The following is a 17875-nucleotide window of genomic DNA, read 5'->3' on the forward strand; positions in this document are numbered from 1 at the left end:
CATGCCGATTAACAAAGACCTCAAAAAAATCCTGGTGATTGGTTCCGGACCAATCGTCATCGGTCAAGCGGCCGAGTTCGACTATGCCGGTACGCAAGCTTGCCAGGCGTTAAAAGAAGAAGGCGTGGAAGTTGTCCTCATCAACAGCAACCCTGCAACGATCATGACCGATACAAATATGGCTGACAAAGTATATATCGAACCAATCACATTGGATTTCGTAACTCAAATCATCCGTCAAGAGCGTCCAGATGGATTGTTGCCAACACTGGGTGGCCAAACTGGTTTGAACATGGCGGTAGAACTTGCGCGTGCAGGTGTACTGGAACGTGAGAATGTGAAATTGCTGGGTACACAGCTAACCTCGATCGAAAAAGCAGAAGACCGGGACTTGTTCCGTGACCTAATGCGTGAACTGGAGCAGCCTGTACCTGAGAGTGTAATCGTAACAACACTGGAAGAATCACTGGATTTTGCAAATGAGATTGGCTATCCGATCATCGTTCGTCCTGCCTATACACTGGGTGGAACAGGCGGCGGAATCTGTGCGAACGAAGAAGAATTGCGCGAAACAGTAGCAGCAGGTCTTCGTTACAGTCCAATTGGGCAATGTTTGGTTGAGAAAAGTATTGCTGGCATGAAAGAAGTCGAGTATGAAGTTATGCGAGACAAAAACGATAACTGTATCGTAGTCTGCAACATGGAAAACTTTGACCCCGTTGGCGTTCATACAGGCGACAGTATCGTAGTGGCACCAAGTCAAACGCTATCTGATCGTGAATACCAAATGCTGCGTTCGGCTTCCTTGAAAATCATCCGTGCCCTTAACATCGAAGGTGGATGTAACGTACAATTCGCACTGGATCCACACAGCTTCCAATACTATGTTATCGAAGTTAACCCACGGGTAAGCCGTTCATCCGCGCTTGCTTCCAAAGCAACAGGTTATCCAATTGCCAAAATGGCTGCCAAAATTGCTATGGGATACACATTGGATGAAATCGTAAACCCGGTAACAGGTCAAACTTACGCTTGTTTTGAGCCTACACTCGATTACATCGTGAGCAAGATTCCTCGTTGGCCGTTCGATAAGTTTACATCAGCTAACCGGAAGCTTGGTACGCAGATGAAAGCAACGGGCGAAGTTATGGCGATTGGACGGACGTTTGAAGAATCCATTCATAAAGCTGTTCGCTCCCTGGAAATCGGCGTACACCGTCTCTATCTGAAAGAGGCAGAAACGCTTGATGAAGCAACGCTAAACGAGCGTCTGATCAAAGCGGACGATGAGCGTATGTTCTTGATTGCTGAGGCGTTCCGCAGAGGATATACTCTGCAACAACTTCAAGATCTGACGAAGATTGACTGGTGGTTCTTGGACAAAATTGAAGGTCTAATTAAATTCGAGGATACTATTCGTGAAGAGTCCGAACTATCACCCGAAACGTTATACCAAGCGAAACGCCTTGGATTTACGGATCGTGCGATTGCTGAATTGCGTGCTCAAGGTCAACCTGGTGGCACTTTGACAACAGAAGCAGAGGTTAGAGCGCGCCGTGAAGAAGAAAACCTTCGTCCTGTATACAAAATGGTAGATACATGTGCGGCCGAGTTCGAAGCAACAACGCCTTACTATTACTCGACTTACGAAACAGAGAATGAAGTCCTTCCTTCGGACAAGAAAAAAGTAGTTGTACTTGGTTCCGGTCCAATCCGGATTGGTCAAGGGATTGAGTTTGACTATTCCACCGTACATGCGGTGTGGGCTCTTCAAAAAGCAGGCTACGAAGCAGTTATTATCAACAACAACCCGGAGACGGTATCTACGGACTTTAATACATCAGATCGTCTGTACTTCGAGCCACTGTTCTTCGAGGATGTCATGAACGTAATCGAACAAGAACAGCCGGTGGGCGTTATCGTACAGTTTGGTGGCCAAACGGCAATCAATCTCGCAGCACCACTGCGTAATGCAGGTGTAACTATCCTTGGTACGGATCTTGAAAGCATCGACGAAGCGGAAGACCGTAAGAAATTCGAGCACCTGCTCTCCCGTTTAGAGATTGCACAGCCGAAAGGTAAAACAGTCACTTCAGTAGATGATGCAGTAGAAACAGCTCAAGGTCTGGGATATCCAGTCCTCGTTCGTCCTTCGTACGTACTTGGTGGTCGAGCAATGGAGATTGTATACTCCGATGCTGAATTGCTGACATATATGGAGCAAGCGGTTAAGATTAACCCAGAGCATCCGGTACTAATTGACCGTTATATGCTGGGTAAAGAGGTAGAGGTAGACGCGATCTGTGATGGTGAAACGGTACTCGTTCCAGGAATCATGGAGCATATCGAACGCGCAGGGGTACACTCTGGTGACTCCATCGCGGTGTATCCGCCACAACACCTGTCCCAGGATCTGAAAGAGAAGATTGTAGAAATTACTATCAAAATTGCAAAAGAATTGAAAACGATTGGTCTGGTTAACATCCAGTTTGTCATCCATGATGGCCAAGTGTATGTCATTGAGGTGAATCCACGTTCATCCCGTACCGTACCGTTCTTGAGCAAAGTAACGAACATTCCGATGGCTAACCTGGCAACACAAGCTATTCTCGGTGTGAAACTGAAAGACCTGGGTTATGTGGATGGTCTCTGGCCTGAAACGGATCATGTATCGGTTAAAGTTCCTGTGTTCTCCTTCGCGAAGCTGCGTCGTGTGGAACCAACGCTTGGTCCTGAGATGAAATCTACAGGTGAAGTAATGGGTCGTGACCCGAATTATGCCAAAGCACTGTTCAAAGGTCTCATCGGAGCAGGCATGAAAATTCCGGCTACTGGAGCTATTGTAGTTACTGTAGCAGACAAAGACAAAGATGAAGCAGTACCTTTGCTCGAAGGCTTCTACAGATTGGGTTACAAAATTATGGCTACAGGCGGAACAGCAGCAGCTCTCGAAGCAGCCAACATTCCGGTAACGAAAGTAAACAAATTAAGCGAAGGTTCACCGAACATTTTGGATATGATCCGCAGTGGTGAAGCGAACTTTGTGTTCAACACATTGACCAAAGGTAAAACACCGCAGCGTGACGGATTCAGAATCCGCCGTGAAGCGGTAGAGAACGGTGTCGTGTGTATGACTTCATTGGATACGATTAGTGCCCTGCTGAAAATGCTGGAAACAATCAACTTCTCCTCTGAGGCTATGCCAGCCTTTGTAAACTAAAAAGTGCGTGTTCAAAAAGGATGGTTTTCAGTACCGAGAAGAAGCGGACTTTTTGAACAACCTCTAAAAAGACAACAATTAATGAAGGACATCAGTCAACCTCCGGGTTGGCGGGATGTCCTTTATATCGGGCAAAAACAATAAAAATAAGCCTTACAGGCAGAGGAGTTGCTGCGAAATGAACCATCCTGATTTCAACCAAATGGCAGGACGTTTAATGGTTGCTTTGGACTATCCTGAAGCAGAGCAAGCTAAGGAACTTGTACAGGCGCTTGAGGGAATACCCTGTTACCTCAAAGTTGGTATGCAGTTGTTCTACGCAGCAGGACCAGACTTCATTCGAGAGTTGAAGTCCAAAGGATACTCCGTATTCCTTGATGTCAAAATGCACGACATTCCAAATACTGTGCGTGGAGGTGCGGAGAGCATCACTCGTCTAGGAGTGGATATGTTCAATGTTCACGCTGCCGGGGGAACGGCTATGATGCGAGCAGCTCGTGAAGGTGCAGAAGCTGCATTGTTGGCTGATGCTTCACTAACTAGACCAGAGATCATTGCGGTTACGCAGCTTACCAGTACAAGCCAAGAAACGATGAACACGGAAATCGGCATTGACGGTTCAGTAGAAGCGACAGTTGTCCGTTATGCCAGTCTCGCTCATGAATCAGGGTTGGATGGTGTTGTAGCTTCTCCTTTGGAAGTACCAGCCATTCGAGCGGCGTGTGGAAGTGAGTTTCACACCGTCACTCCGGGTATTCGCCCAGCAGGAAGCGGTCTCGGGGATCAGACACGTGTGTTGACTCCTGGAGAAGCGATTGCTAGAGGTAGTCATTATATCGTCGTAGGCAGACCAATTACAGGTGCTCCGAATCCGCGTGAAGCGGCAGAGACTATTTTGAAGGAGATGTTAAACATATGATTACACTTAACGAGATTCCGAATCATATTGCTTCCCAATTGTTGAAAATCAAAGCGGTAGCACTGCGTCCGCAGCAACCTTTTACTTGGACGTCTGGCATCAAATCACCGATTTATTGTGATAACCGTCTGACCATGTCCTATCCTGAGATCCGGGAGGATATCGCTGAAGCTTTTGCAACGATCATTCGTGAACAATATCCGGAAGCAGAAGTGATTGCCGGAACAGCTACAGCAGGTATTCCTCATGCGGCATGGGTAGCCCAGAAGCTGAACCTGCCAATGGCCTACATTCGTGATAAGGCCAAAGGGCACGGTAAAGAAAACCTGATTGAAGGTTTGATCCAGGAAGGACAGAAGGTCGTGGTCATTGAAGATCTGATCTCAACGGGCGGAAGCTCCATTAAAGCTGCACAAGCTGTACAATCCGCTGGCGCAACACCGCTCGCCGTGCTCGCTATTTTCAGCTACCAGTTGGACAAAGGGTTCAAAGCCTTTGAGGAAGCAGGAATTAAACTGCAAACTCTGTCCAATTATACAGCATTGATGGATGTGGCTTTGGATCAAGGAACGATTCAGGAAAGCGACTTCGCCCTGCTTAAATCATGGCGTGAAGATCCTTCTTCATTTGGTAAATAATATCATATAGGCACAAATATGCAGACCTTGCATAAACGGTATCAAAATTGTAATGATTGTTGATATACAGGCAAATTCCATCGTTTAGTATAAAGCATCCCGCACTTTGGGGTGCTTTTTTGTTGTTCTCTACAGAATATTAACTTTTTCTCCGGAACGTTGTAAAAAGCTTGTAACTTTTAGTTGTGATTCGTCGTTTATAATGCAGTGTAGTATGGAATAGATTTCTAGTTTTAGAGTCTTCATGAAATGAGCGGAATGTAAAGAGAGGATGAGTGTGATTGCTGCATGAAGAAGTTATTTTCCAAAATTAAATCTGCCAAAAGTCAGCCAGGGGATAAGCATGATATTGAGGGAGCAGAGCAGCCGGAGTCTGCCCAGCAGCAGGATCAAACGTACATAAGCGAAGCAAAGATTCCGGTGGACGAGAACCTCTCAGATGAGACGCTCACTGAACCGAACGAATCTAGCTCCGACGAACTGGCAGTTGCTGCTCAAGACAAGAAGGCCAAACCTGTGAAGAAGCGGGATCTATTGCCTCCATATGATGGGCCTGTGCTGGAAGTGCGTAATGTGCATCGTAGTTTTCAGACAGGCAGCCGAATTATACATGTGCTCAAAGGCATTGACATGGAAGTTAACCCACAGCAGCTTGTCATGTTGAAGGGTCGCTCAGGCTCTGGTAAAACAACACTTCTTAATATGCTTGGTGGGCTAGATCAGCCTTCTAGCGGTGATATCCTATTCTCTGGCCAGCCTCTGCAGGATTGGGGTGACAGGCGGCGTACAGCGTTACGGCGTAAGGAAATCGGATTTATTTTTCAGGCGTATGCTCTTATGCCGTTATTATCTGCTTGGGAAAATGTAGAGCTGTCGCTAAGAATGGCAGATGTGCCTCGCTCGGAATGGAAAGAACGAGTAGGTCATTGTTTGGATCTAGTTGGTCTGACCAAACGGGTGAAGCACAGACCATTTGAGATGTCCGGGGGGGAGCAGCAGCGGGTCGCGATTGCTAAAGCGATTGCACATCGGCCGAGATTGTTGCTTGCGGATGAGCCGACAGCCGAACTGGATTCCAAGATGGGTGCACAGGTTATGGCTGTATTTCGCAATATTATTGAAGTAGAACAAGTAACGATATGTATGACTACACACGATCCTACAATTCTGGAGGTTGCGGACCATGTTTATGAAATGGCGGACGGCAGATTTATCAAGTAAAGCTGCCGCTACGAAGAAGGGGAAACGTGCAGCGCTTATCGTGCTGAGTGCGATAGTTGTTGCAACGATGTCGGGATGTTCTTTGTTACCGGCAGAGACAGAGGAGGAAGTACTTCCGCCAATTACGCCGCCAACGATCTCCAAAAAGCCGGAATATGAAGTCCGGACCGAGACACTGGAGAAGAAAGTAAGCGGTAGCGGTAAAATGATGAGTCAGAGGGAAGAAAAGGTGTATTTTACGCTGGACGGTATGCACGTGAAAGAGCTGAATGTGAAACTAGGGGATAAAGTCAAAAAGGGTCAGCTCCTTGCTGTGCTTGATGTGGAGAGCGTGGAGAAGGAAATTCGGGCGAAGAACCTTCAGATTCGCAAAGCTGAGGTGCAGATGAAGGAAACGCTGCGTAAGCGGGATGAGATGGATCCTGTGGAATTCGAAGAAGCGACCATTGCTTTTGAAGAGCTACGTCAGGAATTGGCTGATCTGGAGGAGCAGTTGGGGAAAGCGACTCTAACAGCTCCATTCGGGGGAACAGTCATTGCCGTTCAGGTGGAAAAGGGTGCTGCTGTCAAGGCGTATGATCCGATTGCCACGATTGCTGATACTTCGAATCTCGTCGTTGCAGCTACGTTTGCCAAAGAAGATCTTGAGAAATTCTCTGTAGGCATGAAAGCAGACGTTGATATTAATGGCGCAGGCAAGGTCTCTGGAGTTATTAAAGTTATGCCAACTGCGCAATCTTCAGACAGCGGAAGTGGTAGTGGGGGAAGTTCAGGAGACGCCAATACACCTCCGGCAAAAGAATCACTTGATCAATATGTGATCGTTTCCTTGGCGAAAATGCCTAAGGGCGTTGAACGCGGTACACCGCTTACGGTATCCATTGTAACGCAGCGTACCAAGGACGCAGTTGTTATTCCAGTGTCGGCTCTTCGTTCCATTGGATCAAGAACCTATGTCCAGGTTGTAGAGAACGATGGCAGCAAACGAGAAGTGGATGTTGAGGTTGGCCAGCAGACGTCTACAGATGTAGAGATTCTGAAAGGCCTTACCGTTGGACAGAAAGTAGTGGGTCGCTAATGGGGCTGCCATTGCTTCGGCTGCTGTTCCGCAAAATGTGGAACACTCGCTGGATGACTTTCAGCACATTGATTGGATTAATCGTGGCGGTTGCGTTCACCGTCAGTATTCCGATGTATGCCGACGGTGCGCTGAAGCGAGTTGTAGCCCAAACCTTACAGGACAATAGCGAAGGTTTGCCAGCAGGTTCATTGCTGATGAGTTACCAGGCTCCTGGTGGAGTGAAGACAGATACACTGGGTTTGGAAGAAGTGGATCGGTATATCCGTGAGGATGTGCCGCGTGATATTGGTTTTCCCTTCCATACCTATGTGAACTCTCGTTTTATCCGCAGTACGGAGGTTAATCCAGAGGATCCAACGAAGGTAGATGCAAGCCGGGTCCGTAGCATGAGTCTGGGAACGATGTCTGGCTTGGATTCACAGGTCAGCTATTCGACAGGACTTAAGCCTGGTAACCAGGTGAAGGATGGAATCATTGAAGCGGTAATGCTGGAAGAAGGCATGTATCGAAACGATCTGCACATTGGGGATATTCTTGAATATCCCGTGTACAGTGGCTTGGACATCACGCTCCGCGTGAAGATTACGGGTGCCTTCACAGCGGATGATACAAGCAGCCCATATTGGGTGCAGGGATTCGATAGCATGATGAATGGACTTTACATCGATGAATCCGTATTTAATGAGGTGCTACTCAAGGAAAAAGGAATTCCGCTTCAGAACTCACGATGGTATTATGCATTTGATCTGAAAGACATTCAGACCAGCCAGATCTCGGGGCTTTCTTCTGTGCTGGAGAGACTTGATATTGATCTGTATCAACGGTTAAAGGATACAAAGGTAGATATCACCTTTGGTGATTTGCTGAAGCAGTTCCGCAGTCAGAGCCTACAGTTGCAGACGATGCTGTTCACTCTTGCTGCACCCATGATTGCAATGGTCTTTTACTTTATTGCAATGAATGCAAGACAATCGCTCCAGAAGCAGGAAAGTGACATTGCTGTTCTTCGCAGTCGTGGTGCTTCAGCCAAACAGATTTTCTCTTTATATCTGTTAGAGGGAATATTCCTTGGTGCTATTGCCTTAATTGTAGGTCCATTGCTGGGCTGGTTTATGGCGAAGAGTATTGGTTCGGCAAGTGGTTTCCTCTCCTTCGTAGATCGGAAGTCAATCCCGATTGGTGTTTCGAAGGAAGCGATTCTCTTAGGACTTGTGGCCGTCCTTGTGGCAATCATTGCGTCTCTAATTCCTGCGATTACGTATGCGCGCGCTACGATTGTGTCAGCGAAGAGAAGGCAGGCGCGGACGGATCGTGCCCCAGTCTGGCAGCGCTGGTTCCTTGATGTTGTTCTGCTTGGGCTTGCCGGATATGGATATTATCTGTTTTATGAACGACAGATGTTGACCTTCCAGACGGGCATGACCACAGATCAACTGCAAGTGCAACCGTTTTTGTTCTTTGTGCCTGCACTTGCCATTTTTGCGCTGGGTCTGTTCTTCCTACGGATATTCCCGTGGATCTTGAAGCTGATTCAGTGGATGGGTAAGAAATTTTTACCGGTTCCACTATATCTGACGCTGACGCAACTCTCGCGCTCATCGTCTTCCTATTATCCGTTGATGATATTGCTCGTTCTGACCTTGGGACTTGGCGTATATAATTCTGCCGCAGCCAGAACCATTGACCTGAACTCTACTGAACGTACACTATACCGATACGGAACAGATGTCATCATGCAGACGGTATGGGAAGGTTCTCCTGAAGTGACTCCACAAGGTTCCGGCCAAAGTGGCGGTTCAGGTGGAGGGCAGCAAGGAGGCGGCAACAGTGGCGGAGGCTCTGCTGGTGGAGGTGCGCCAGGTGGAGGCGGTGGCGCTGGTGGGGGTGGAGGTGCTCCTGGGGGAGGTTCACAACCGACCAAAGTGATCTATTCTGAGCCACCCTTTGAAGTGTTCCGCAGTTTAGACGGAGTAGAGCATGCAGCAAGGGTGATGCAGACCAAGGGGAACATCATCGTGTCTGGAAAATCAGGTGGACAGGGGATGCTCGTAGGGATTGATAATGTGGATTTTGCCCAAGTAGGCTGGTTCCGTAACGATCTTTTCCCAGCACATCCTTATAAGTATCTTGATTTGCTCGGTAAATATGAAGGAGCTGTACTGGTTTCCTCCAAATTTGCTGATAAGTATAAGCTCAAAACCGGGGATTTAGTCTCCATTGGTGTGCAAGGTCAAGCGATTGAATTTGTTATATTCGGCATCCTTCCATACTGGCCTGCACAGTATCCAGATCAGACACCGTTCTTTATTGCGAATCTGGATTATATCTATGATCAAGTACCACTTATTCCTTATGAAGTCTGGCTGAAGATGAAGCCGGATGCCAAAGTTGCACCACTGATGGAAAAACTTACGGCAGAAGGTATCGAGCTATCATCTGTCCGTGACGTGCGTACCGAACTAGTAACGCAGGGGAAACATCCATCACGGGGCGGCGTATTCGGTATATTGAGTCTGGGCTTCCTTGTATCGGTCATTATATCTTTGATTGGTTATATTCTGTACTGGTTCTTCAATCTCTCAGGACGTGTCGTACAGTTCGGCGTTCTGCGCGCCATGGGTTTATCTCGTGCTCAATTAAGTGGGATGTTGTTACTGGAGCAGGTGTTTACTGCGGGCTTGTCGATCCTTCTCGGCATTGGAATTGGTCAAGTATCGAGTCGTCTATTCTTACCATTTCTACAAACGACAGATAATGTATCTGCACAGGTGCCACCATTCCGAATTGTGTTTGAAGAGAAGGATATGTTGCAACTGTATGGCGTGACCGTCGTTATGCTCATTATTGGGGCTACGATGCTGCTGTGGCAGATTCGTAGACTACGGGTACACCAGGCGGTCAAAATGGGAGAGGAGAGGTAACCGTGATCCAGTGCGAAGGACTTGTAAAAATTTTTAAATCCAGCGATGTGGAAGTCGTTGCCCTTCAAGGTCTCAATTTGACGGTCAACCAAGGTGAGATGATGGCGATCATCGGTAATAGTGGTAGCGGGAAATCAACGTTGCTCAATATTCTGGGTGGACTGGATCGTCCAACAGCAGGCACAGCCGTTGTAGGCGATTGGGATCTGCTCAAGATGACAGATGCGCAACTCGTTGAGTACAAACGTCATACGGTAGGTTTCATCTGGCAAAACAATGGTCGAAACCTACTGCCTTATCTCACGGCACTCGAAAACGTGGAAACACCTATGATTCTTGGTGGTAAGCGTGATCGTGCCTATGCCATGCAATTATTAGAGTGGGTAGGACTCAAGGATCGGATGCACAACAAGCTTCATCAGTTGTCAGGTGGAGAGCAGCAGCGGGTTGCTATCGCGATATCTCTATCAAACCGGCCAAAGCTGCTGCTTGCCGATGAACCTACGGGATCAGTGGATTCCGAGACTTGTGACACCATTATGGGGATTTTCCGCAAAATGAACAAAGAACTAGGCGTCACGATTGTCATTGTAACGCATGACTTAACCCTTGCGGGTAAGGTGGATCGTATCGTTGCGATCCGTGATGGACTAACGAGTACGGAGTTTGTGAAACGTAACCCGAACTTGGATGATGATCAAGGCTTATCACAGATGGGTGCTCAGGATATACATGAAGCATTTGTCATTATTGACCGGGCAGGACGTCTGCAGGTACCTAAGGAGTATCTGGAGGCCTTATCCATCGATAATCGGGCTACACTGGAATTTGACGGTGAACGTATTGTGATTACACCGCCAAGATAATGAATAGGGGGAATTGGGAGATGAAGAACAGGTTGTGGGGAAAACGGGTGCTCGCTGTCTTGGCGACTGCGAGTTTAGCTTTGCCATTGTTAGCAGGCTGTACGGCAAGTGAGGCTAAGGACACGGAACAGCGTGTTTTACGCGTAGCAACACTATGGGGCGGTCAAGATGACAGTTACTTCCGTCAACAGTTTACAGATGCGTTTGAATTGACACATCCGAATATCACGGTTGAAGTCGTTCCTGCTGTCGAACAGAGCAGTTATGGTTTTGGAACGCAGGGGGAAAATCAAGAGATTCCTGATACGGTTGAGAGCCTGAAGAAAATTATGACTGGTGATAATCCAGTTGATGTTATTGTTGCGGATACAGCTACCGTTAAGTCCTTGATTCAGGAAAACATGCTGAAGCAGTTGGATCCGTTGATGCAAGAAGACAAATTCGATACCACGGATATTGTACCAAGTGTACTAGAAGGTATTAAGGACCTGGGAGACCAAAGTATCTACGCATTGACGCCAACATTCTCTTCTTCTGCTCTATTCTTTAACAAAGGAATGTTCCAGAAGGCAGGCGTAGAGCCGCCAACAGACAACATGACTTGGGATGATATCCTCAACTTAGCGACTCGTATGACCAAAGGTGAGGGCAAAGACCATGTGTTTGGCTTCTCCTTTAGTACGTATCAAGGGGGATCACCATACTATTCCATGCAGCAGTACTATAACTCCCTTCAGTTAAAAATATTTGATGATAAAGCAGAAAAAATGACTGTTGACTCACCACAATGGGAAAAAGTATGGAGTACTGTTAGCAAGCTGGCTATCGACAAAATCATTCCTAAAGGCGATGAACCGCAGGATCAGGATCCAAACGGAAGATATAATCCGCTTCAGGGCGATCTGTTCCTCAGCAGCAAAGCAGCGATGGTTATTGGGGACTATAGCTATATTAATCAACTCATTGATGCGAATAAAAATGCAGATAAAATGGAAGGCTTCACCAAGGTAGATTGGGACGTAGTAACACCACCAGTTCATCCGGAGGCTCCTGAAATTGGAGGCAATATCTATTTGAGTAGTTTGATGTCCATCAATAGTTCGGCTCAAAATCCAGATGATGCTTGGGAGTTAATCAAGTACATGAACAGTGAGGACTGGGCCAAAATCAAAGCACGTAGCAGCTACGAGATGGTATCCCGGAAAAGCTTCATTAAACCAAAAGACGGCTTAGACTATAACATTCAAGCGTTCTATACGTTGAAGCCTGTTCCACCAACGAATACCAACTTGGATAAACTGTATCAAAAGATGCCTAATCTCTGGCAGGTAAGTGACAAAGGAATGGAGTACTTCAATCAGGTTCTTGATAACAAGAAAACACCAAAAGAAGCGCTTGGTGAGTGGGCAGCTAAGGGTAATGAAATGCTTGAGAAGCTGAAGAAAGATCCAAAAGCAACATTCTAAAGCTCGTCACTTGTTCTGAAGAATGTGTAAGCTATCTTCATGAGCATGCCTTCCTTAATAAGCCGCTGAAGAATAATTTCTTCGGCGGCTATTTTTACTTGAATTGGGGTATCCTACAAGAAGAGGTGCAGGATACATTACAGCGAAGAAAGGACGAGCAGCATGCATTGGATATACTTCAGTAAGTTATACGCAACCAAATTTCAGGCAGGCTGCCTTGCCAAACGTTTAGAGCAGGATGGATGGATCTATGGTCACAATGAACCCGCTGAAGTGGAGGTATACCGTTCCCGTAAAGGTCGATATGGTGTACGATTTATTCCCTAACATTACCCCTTGACTTATTGGATAGATATGATGTATATTAATTAAGTCGCTGTTTTACATTTTAACTGACGCGGGGTGGAGCAGCCCGGTAGCTCGTCGGGCTCATAACCCGAAGGCCGCAGGTTCAAATCCTGCCCCCGCAATTTAATTTTTACTAGATGATTTACAGCCATCATCTGAACGTTATACATTTTGTCGAGGGCCCTTAGCTCAGTTGGTTAGAGCGGTCGGCTCATAACCGATTGGTCACAGGTTCGAGTCCTGTAGGGCCCATACTTTTGAAACCTTGCTTGTATAGCAAGGTTTTTTTCTTTTTCAGTTGTGATTCAATTAGGGTGAGTGTAAGGTGGGATAATATCCCTCCCAAATATGCTGAAGTTGCTTATAATAATTGATGTGAGAGGTGAGGTTGGAGAATGAGCAATAAGCGCTGTACTATATTGATAGCGGTTGCTTCGATGTTCTTACTAATCTGTATGCTTCTTTTGTATAAAACTGTTCAGGAGAATCAAAGATATGAACAATTTATATCTACACAGCTAAGTGAATCTTTATCGGCAATGGTTACAGTGATTTTGGCTAATGATGAGATACTCCAGCAATATAATTTAAGTGAAGGGGAGAACCTCTTACCAGAACATGCAACCAACCTATGTGCCAATTTCACAACTGTGAGTACAAAATATAATCATCTACTGGACGCAGCATTACATCTAAATAAAGTGAACAATGCGGATATCAATCCTGTGCTAGGAAATGTTGCTCAGGATATAACCTTTTTTCTGGCACGATCTGTTATTGGCAATGATCTCCTGGGAGACTGCAACCTAAGCGAAACGACCATTTCACTAGATGCGGTGCAAAGTCAGAAGATAGCCGAAATACGAGAACTGAACAACCAGTGGTCGGGAATAGTCAAAGAATATGTGCCTGAAGCCACAGCAATTGGTGTCAGTGATGTTGATTGGAGCGATATGATTCACGATAAAATGTGGATTCAACTTTTAGAGGAACTCTCTGGCGATGCGGGTCAATCAAGGATTAATCATTTTTTTAACTAAACTTGTTCATGTATAGAGGCTACACACCAAAAGAACACTGGCATATCTGACCAGTGTCCAGCGTGGAACAAGTGAAATGGACTCTTCTTATAGTAAAGGCAATAAAATGGCGATCACACCGATCATGATGAAGATAACACCTGAGCTTATGCCTATGATTCCACTTGTTTGGGAGTTATGTACGTTGCTTTCTGTACGTGAAATACGACTGAAAAACTGTGATATTTTGGAGTTAGGGTTTTTATAGTCGTATAGGGAGAGTACAATGACGATCACACCCAATATAATCATTAATATTACGGTCACCCCCTCGGTAGTGATGTATATTTTATATACGGGAATTATTTGAAATAGTTCCAATTATAAAGTCATTACCTTTTGAAAGGGCCTGGATGGTAGAGACTAATAACTATAATTATTGTGATATATGATATAATTGTTATAATTTAGCATAAGGTGGGGTTAAATACTTGAACAGCGGTGGTGCAAGTGCAGTAGGTTTGCCAGGATTATTACTTTTAGTATTGTTTGTCGCAGTTATTGTATTTATAGTCTATCTAATTATTTCAAGAGTTAGGAAGAGCTCGGGTAGTGTACAAAAAGAAATCTCTAATCTTCGTAAAGATATCCAAGTTCTGCAGGATAAACTGGATCGGAATGACCGTCATACAGGTGATAGAAACGAAGAACAAGAGAAGATTTATACACCCAAGTAACAAAGATACATCACGACAGGAGCGCCTGTAAAAGAAGCGAGTTTGCTGCCGGGGTTGGGATGAATAGCTTAATCTGCTTCGGTGTGGCTACTTCAAAAGGATAAGACACAATATTGAAGGTCGTTGGGTAAAAAGCCCGATGATCTTTTTTATTTATGCAAACTAGTAACAGTGTCCATGCCATATTATAAATCTTGCATATATTATCGTATTCCAGTAATAGGAGGTAGATTTTAATGAGTCAATTTATTGATGCGAGAACTTCGCAGAATGCAAGTTTAGCGAACTCCATTGCCGTTCCGATTTTGGTTGTGAATACACCTCAGCTATTTGGTCAGATTGGACTGGTAACTACTGCAGGTATCGGTGCTAATCCACGGGTACAAATGAAGGGTACGGTGTCTGTACAGCTTCCGCTGGCACTTGTGGGTATAACAATTACAATCGTTAGAGGAACTCAACCTACAGATCCAGTTATTTACTCCGCGACATCGACATTTAGCTTAAGTGTATTAGCTCCTCAAGTTATCACCTTCTCTGCGGACGATTATAACCCACCGATCACCCCACAGTTGACGTATACTGCATTTGTAAGCTCCAACTTGTTAGGTACGATTCGTGTAGGCCCTGAGAACTTTGACGGGGTATTGTATTCAGACTAAACAGACTAATGTAGAACCAACCGACATACGTTTACGGGTATGAATACGGTGTGTTAATGATTGATCCTGCCTTGATAGAGGCAGGTTTTTTTATTAGGTAGCTGATGCTTCTGCATAAGAGTCCTATTCGGTTTATTTAAGAGAGACCTTAACATGGGGCATTTCTGGTTATGATATAATGCATAACAGTGTGTAACGTTTACATGATTGGATTGCTTGATTGTCTTAGACTGTGTGAAGTCTTGGAACGTTAAGAATTATGGATAAAAGGCGGTTTATAATTAATGATGCATAACGAAGGACAACGGTTCCGTTTCAGTGAAGCACCAGTGTGGGAATGGCAACGTGCTTACTATGAACAGCGTGGGCTTGATGCGTGGGCGGAAAATCAAGTTCCACAATATATCACGAGTAACCCGATGATTGCAGCGGCGTATGCCGAAATGATATTTGGCTTTCTGCAAGACTTGGCAGCGAAGGGTAAGACATCGGAGACGGTTACGATTCTGGAACTAGGCGCTGGAGTAGGTCGTCTAGCGTTTCAGATACTTACGAAATTGATTGAATTGCGGAATTATGCAGCAACGGAGCTGCCTGCTTTTCGTTACGTGATGACAGATTTAGTGATGGAGAATGTAGTGGGGTGGAGAAATCATTCGTCCATGGAGCCTTATATCCAGCAGGGCGTGTTGGATTTTGCTCAGTTTGATGCAATGAAGGATACTGCGCTGGATCTAGTAGTTGCAGGCGAAACAATTCAGCCGGGAGATCTGCAGCAGCCCTTGCTTATTATCGCAAATTATTTTTTTGATAGCATTCCGCAGGAATTGTTATATGTAGGTGAAGGACAGATTTATGAATGTGATCTCATACTCTCTAGTGCCGAGGAACATGTCGATCTTGCACCGTCAGAGAAATTAAAGGCGATGGAAATCAGTTATGCTTACCGGCTTGCACCTCAGTATAGTGCGGAATCGTCCCCTTATCGCGATGTTATTTCATTGTACGAGGACGAGCTAGAGGATTCACATATTCTGTTTCCAGAAGCTGGACTGTCCTGTCTTGAACGACTGGGGACTTTATCTACGGCTGGGTATATGCTTATTACAGCAGATAAAGGTGATCACCGACTAGATTACTGGAAATTCGCTGAGCCGCCTGAATTCGTTCTTCACGGCAGTTTCTCCTTGACGGCGAACTATCATGCGATTCGGTATACGTTGGAGCAGCAAGGAGGCCTGGCTTGTTTTACAGCACATCATTATAAGGATATCAATGTCGGCTGTATCCTGATGGTCGCAGAACCTATGAGTTATGTGAATACCCGTCTGGCTTACCTGCGAGAGGTTGAACGTTTTGGACCGGATGACTTCTTTAGTTTGAAAGAATGGTTCGATCGACAGGTAACTCGAATGGAGCTCAAACAAATTCTGCCTTTCTGGCGTCTAGGTGGTTATGATGCAGAGTTTCTAATTCTATGTGCGGAACGTATTTCTGATCTGCTGCCAGATGCAAGCGATGAAGAAATGATGGATATGCAGCACGGAATGCATTCCATGTGGTCTTCATACTATGTGATGGATAAGCAAGGGGAATTGGCTTTTATAACAGGGCAATTGTTCAATGCGATGTATATGTACGAGGATGCAAAGTATTTTCTAGAACGATCAATGAAGGCAGACAAGGACAAGTTCAATACGGATGTATTGTATGATCTGGCGGTTTGCTGTTATGAGCTTGAGATGGAAGAAGAAGCTCTAGCGTATGCACGTAAAGTGCTGGCATTGGAGCCACAACATGAAGAGGCTGGTTCGTTGCTTGAAAGTTTAGAAGGCTGATGATTACGTTCTGTCGATGGAGAATGAGGATTATTATTGGACAACCCAACCTTGAGTCCGGATTAATACAATTAGAAAAAGAGCTTAGGGAACACGCGAATGCGGATATGTTGTTGTATCCTGAAGGGTATTTAAACCAGAATGTAGAAGAGGCTTGAAGGCTTGCGGCTACATAGGGAACGATGATTGACCGCAGATTAGATGAGCGTCCCAAGGATCGATCCATTATGATCAACCAGCACGGACAGGTCGTGATGGAGAAAGCGAAGTACACACCTGCCGTAGTTGTCACGCAACAGGATGTGGCAATCAGTACTCTATTGTGTGATGAGATCGTTTTACAAGGGTTTCAGCACGATGATGAGAGGATTGATCTACTCTTACATTCCATCGGGGTAGGGATGTTCAGTGAGGAGCAGTATAATGAATGGCTGGAGGAGGCTCGCACAATCGCTATTCGCAATCAATGTATGGTGATGGGTACCAGTCATGCGGATGGCTCGTATCGTGACAGCGATACCTCTATTCCAATTGCGTACTGTATATCCTCCAATGGTGAGGTTGTATTTGTATCACATAATGATATTCGAACCCGAGTCGTTATAGTTGAGCGTGCAGGAGCTGACGAGATCACTACAACGAAGCAAGGACGTTTTTTGATAAAAGTGGAGGGGCTAGAGTGATCCCTTGAGGATTGGGCATTGTATCTAGGGAGAAGCCCGGTCATTTACTCAGCATTGGCATATGTTATCCCATACCTTTTAAATCAAAGGAGGCCAATCAAATGAGTCATGTTGGATACGGTTGTGGAAATGTCGGAGGAATCGGACAGGGAATGTGTACTTCTACTGCTGCAATTCTGGTGCTTTTCATCCTGCTCGTCATCATCACGAAGTCTTTCTGGTGTTAGTTTATAACTAAGCTAAGTGGATGGTTACA

The 17875-nt window shown here is 45.6% G+C and carries 16 protein-coding genes and 2 tRNA genes; 17 read left to right on the top strand and 1 reads right to left on the bottom strand.

The annotated features are described in order from the left end of the window. Nucleotide 1: 1 nt before the first annotated feature. The 12 genes from carB (at nucleotide 2) to J2T19_RS00580 (ending at nucleotide 13720) form a co-directional block, all read left to right on the top strand. Complete coding sequence (gene carB, locus J2T19_RS00525) at nucleotides 2-3220, top strand: carbamoyl-phosphate synthase large subunit (protein WP_307211826.1); 3219 nt, start codon at nucleotides 2-4, stop codon at nucleotides 3218-3220. 178 nt (nucleotides 3221-3398) lie between these two features. Continuing rightward, nucleotides 3399-4139, top strand: coding sequence for an orotidine-5'-phosphate decarboxylase (pyrF, locus tag J2T19_RS00530; protein WP_307211829.1), 741 nt, complete (start codon nucleotides 3399-3401; stop codon nucleotides 4137-4139). Beyond that, nucleotides 4136-4777 (top strand): orotate phosphoribosyltransferase, encoded by a 642-nt coding sequence (gene pyrE, locus J2T19_RS00535; RefSeq protein ID WP_307211832.1) that lies wholly within the window; start codon nucleotides 4136-4138, stop codon nucleotides 4775-4777. Before pyrF ends, pyrE begins: the two co-directional genes overlap by 4 nt. Nucleotides 4778-5065: 288 nt before the next feature. Further along, nucleotides 5066-5998 (top strand): ABC transporter ATP-binding protein, encoded by a 933-nt coding sequence (locus J2T19_RS00540; protein WP_307211835.1) that lies wholly within the window; start codon nucleotides 5066-5068, stop codon nucleotides 5996-5998. Continuing rightward, nucleotides 5961-7076: an efflux RND transporter periplasmic adaptor subunit gene (locus J2T19_RS00545; protein WP_307211838.1), complete on the top strand. Its 1116-nt coding sequence runs from the start codon at nucleotides 5961-5963 to the stop codon at nucleotides 7074-7076. The genes J2T19_RS00540 and J2T19_RS00545 overlap by 38 nt, the downstream gene beginning before the upstream one ends. Beyond that, complete coding sequence (locus tag J2T19_RS00550; RefSeq protein ID WP_307211842.1) at nucleotides 7076-10000, top strand: ABC transporter permease; 2925 nt, start codon at nucleotides 7076-7078, stop codon at nucleotides 9998-10000. Before J2T19_RS00545 ends, J2T19_RS00550 begins: the two co-directional genes overlap by 1 nt. Before the next feature lie 2 nt (nucleotides 10001-10002). Beyond that, nucleotides 10003-10866, top strand: a complete 864-nt coding sequence (locus J2T19_RS00555; RefSeq protein ID WP_056696203.1) for an ABC transporter ATP-binding protein — start codon at nucleotides 10003-10005, stop codon at nucleotides 10864-10866. Between the two features lie 20 nt (nucleotides 10867-10886). Further along, the gene (locus J2T19_RS00560) at nucleotides 10887-12332 is read left to right on the top strand and encodes an ABC transporter substrate-binding protein (RefSeq protein ID WP_307211848.1); all 1446 of its coding nucleotides are present in this window, start codon (nucleotides 10887-10889) and stop codon (nucleotides 12330-12332) included. Between the two features lie 162 nt (nucleotides 12333-12494). Further along, nucleotides 12495-12659, top strand: coding sequence for a hypothetical protein (locus J2T19_RS00565; RefSeq protein WP_186380839.1), 165 nt, complete (start codon nucleotides 12495-12497; stop codon nucleotides 12657-12659). A gap of 69 nt (nucleotides 12660-12728) precedes the next feature. Then, nucleotides 12729-12802: transfer RNA gene (locus J2T19_RS00570), tRNA-Met, on the top strand. Between the two features lie 56 nt (nucleotides 12803-12858). Further along, a tRNA-Ile gene (locus J2T19_RS00575) sits at nucleotides 12859-12932 on the top strand. Between the two features lie 143 nt (nucleotides 12933-13075). Next, complete coding sequence (locus J2T19_RS00580) at nucleotides 13076-13720, top strand: hypothetical protein (RefSeq protein WP_307211858.1); 645 nt, start codon at nucleotides 13076-13078, stop codon at nucleotides 13718-13720. 87 nt (nucleotides 13721-13807) lie between these two features. On the opposite strand, the gene J2T19_RS00585 is transcribed toward J2T19_RS00580, so the two are convergent. Continuing rightward, nucleotides 13808-14011, bottom strand: a complete 204-nt coding sequence (locus tag J2T19_RS00585; protein ID WP_307211861.1) for a hypothetical protein — start codon at nucleotides 14009-14011, stop codon at nucleotides 13808-13810. A 179-nt stretch (nucleotides 14012-14190) separates the two neighbouring features. Between J2T19_RS00585 and J2T19_RS00590 the strand changes: the two genes are divergently transcribed. The 5 genes from J2T19_RS00590 to J2T19_RS00610 all read left to right on the top strand — a co-directional run bounded on the left by J2T19_RS00590 (nucleotide 14191) and on the right by J2T19_RS00610 (nucleotide 17846). Then, entirely contained in the window at nucleotides 14191-14436 is a 246-nt protein-coding gene (locus J2T19_RS00590) for a hypothetical protein (protein ID WP_307211864.1), read from the top strand. A 236-nt stretch (nucleotides 14437-14672) separates the two neighbouring features. Next, nucleotides 14673-15098: a hypothetical protein gene (locus J2T19_RS00595; RefSeq protein WP_307211867.1), complete on the top strand. Its 426-nt coding sequence runs from the start codon at nucleotides 14673-14675 to the stop codon at nucleotides 15096-15098. A 284-nt stretch (nucleotides 15099-15382) separates the two neighbouring features. Further along, on the top strand, nucleotides 15383-16936 hold the full coding sequence (locus J2T19_RS00600; RefSeq protein ID WP_307211869.1) for a tetratricopeptide repeat protein: 1554 nt from the start codon (nucleotides 15383-15385) through the stop codon (nucleotides 16934-16936). A 182-nt stretch (nucleotides 16937-17118) separates the two neighbouring features. Beyond that, the gene (locus J2T19_RS00605; RefSeq protein ID WP_307211873.1) at nucleotides 17119-17619 is read left to right on the top strand and encodes a hypothetical protein; all 501 of its coding nucleotides are present in this window, start codon (nucleotides 17119-17121) and stop codon (nucleotides 17617-17619) included. A 101-nt stretch (nucleotides 17620-17720) separates the two neighbouring features. Next, nucleotides 17721-17846 carry a YjcZ family sporulation protein gene (locus J2T19_RS00610; RefSeq protein WP_082560390.1) on the top strand — a complete coding sequence of 42 codons (126 nt, stop codon included), beginning with the start codon at nucleotides 17721-17723 and terminating at the stop codon, nucleotides 17844-17846. Nucleotides 17847-17875 lie beyond the last annotated feature (29 nt).

This window comes from Paenibacillus tundrae, from assembly GCF_030812775.1.
In the GTDB taxonomy this organism is placed as follows: Bacteria; Bacillota; Bacilli; order Paenibacillales; family Paenibacillaceae; genus Paenibacillus; species Paenibacillus tundrae_A.

Excerpts from the sequence above, each read along its gene's own strand:
- carB (WP_307211826.1), top strand. The coding sequence starts at position 2 with ATGCCGATTAACAAAGACCTCAAAAAAATCCTGGTGATTGGTTCCGGA.
- pyrF (WP_307211829.1), top strand. The coding sequence starts at position 3,399 with ATGAACCATCCTGATTTCAACCAAATGGCAGGACGTTTAATGGTTGCT.
- pyrE (WP_307211832.1), top strand. The coding sequence starts at position 4,136 with ATGATTACACTTAACGAGATTCCGAATCATATTGCTTCCCAATTGTTG.
- J2T19_RS00540 (WP_307211835.1), top strand. The coding sequence starts at position 5,066 with ATGAAGAAGTTATTTTCCAAAATTAAATCTGCCAAAAGTCAGCCAGGG.
- J2T19_RS00545 (WP_307211838.1), top strand. The coding sequence starts at position 5,961 with ATGTTTATGAAATGGCGGACGGCAGATTTATCAAGTAAAGCTGCCGCT.
- J2T19_RS00550 (WP_307211842.1), top strand. The coding sequence starts at position 7,076 with ATGGGGCTGCCATTGCTTCGGCTGCTGTTCCGCAAAATGTGGAACACT.
- J2T19_RS00560 (WP_307211848.1), top strand. The coding sequence starts at position 10,887 with ATGAAGAACAGGTTGTGGGGAAAACGGGTGCTCGCTGTCTTGGCGACT.
- J2T19_RS00565 (WP_186380839.1), top strand. The coding sequence starts at position 12,495 with ATGCATTGGATATACTTCAGTAAGTTATACGCAACCAAATTTCAGGCA.
- J2T19_RS00580 (WP_307211858.1), top strand. The coding sequence starts at position 13,076 with ATGAGCAATAAGCGCTGTACTATATTGATAGCGGTTGCTTCGATGTTC.
- J2T19_RS00585 (WP_307211861.1), bottom strand. The coding sequence starts at position 14,011 with ATGATTATATTGGGTGTGATCGTCATTGTACTCTCCCTATACGACTAT.
- J2T19_RS00595 (WP_307211867.1), top strand. The coding sequence starts at position 14,673 with ATGAGTCAATTTATTGATGCGAGAACTTCGCAGAATGCAAGTTTAGCG.
- J2T19_RS00600 (WP_307211869.1), top strand. The coding sequence starts at position 15,383 with ATGATGCATAACGAAGGACAACGGTTCCGTTTCAGTGAAGCACCAGTG.
- J2T19_RS00605 (WP_307211873.1), top strand. The coding sequence starts at position 17,119 with ATGATTGACCGCAGATTAGATGAGCGTCCCAAGGATCGATCCATTATG.
- J2T19_RS00610 (WP_082560390.1), top strand. The coding sequence starts at position 17,721 with ATGAGTCATGTTGGATACGGTTGTGGAAATGTCGGAGGAATCGGACAG.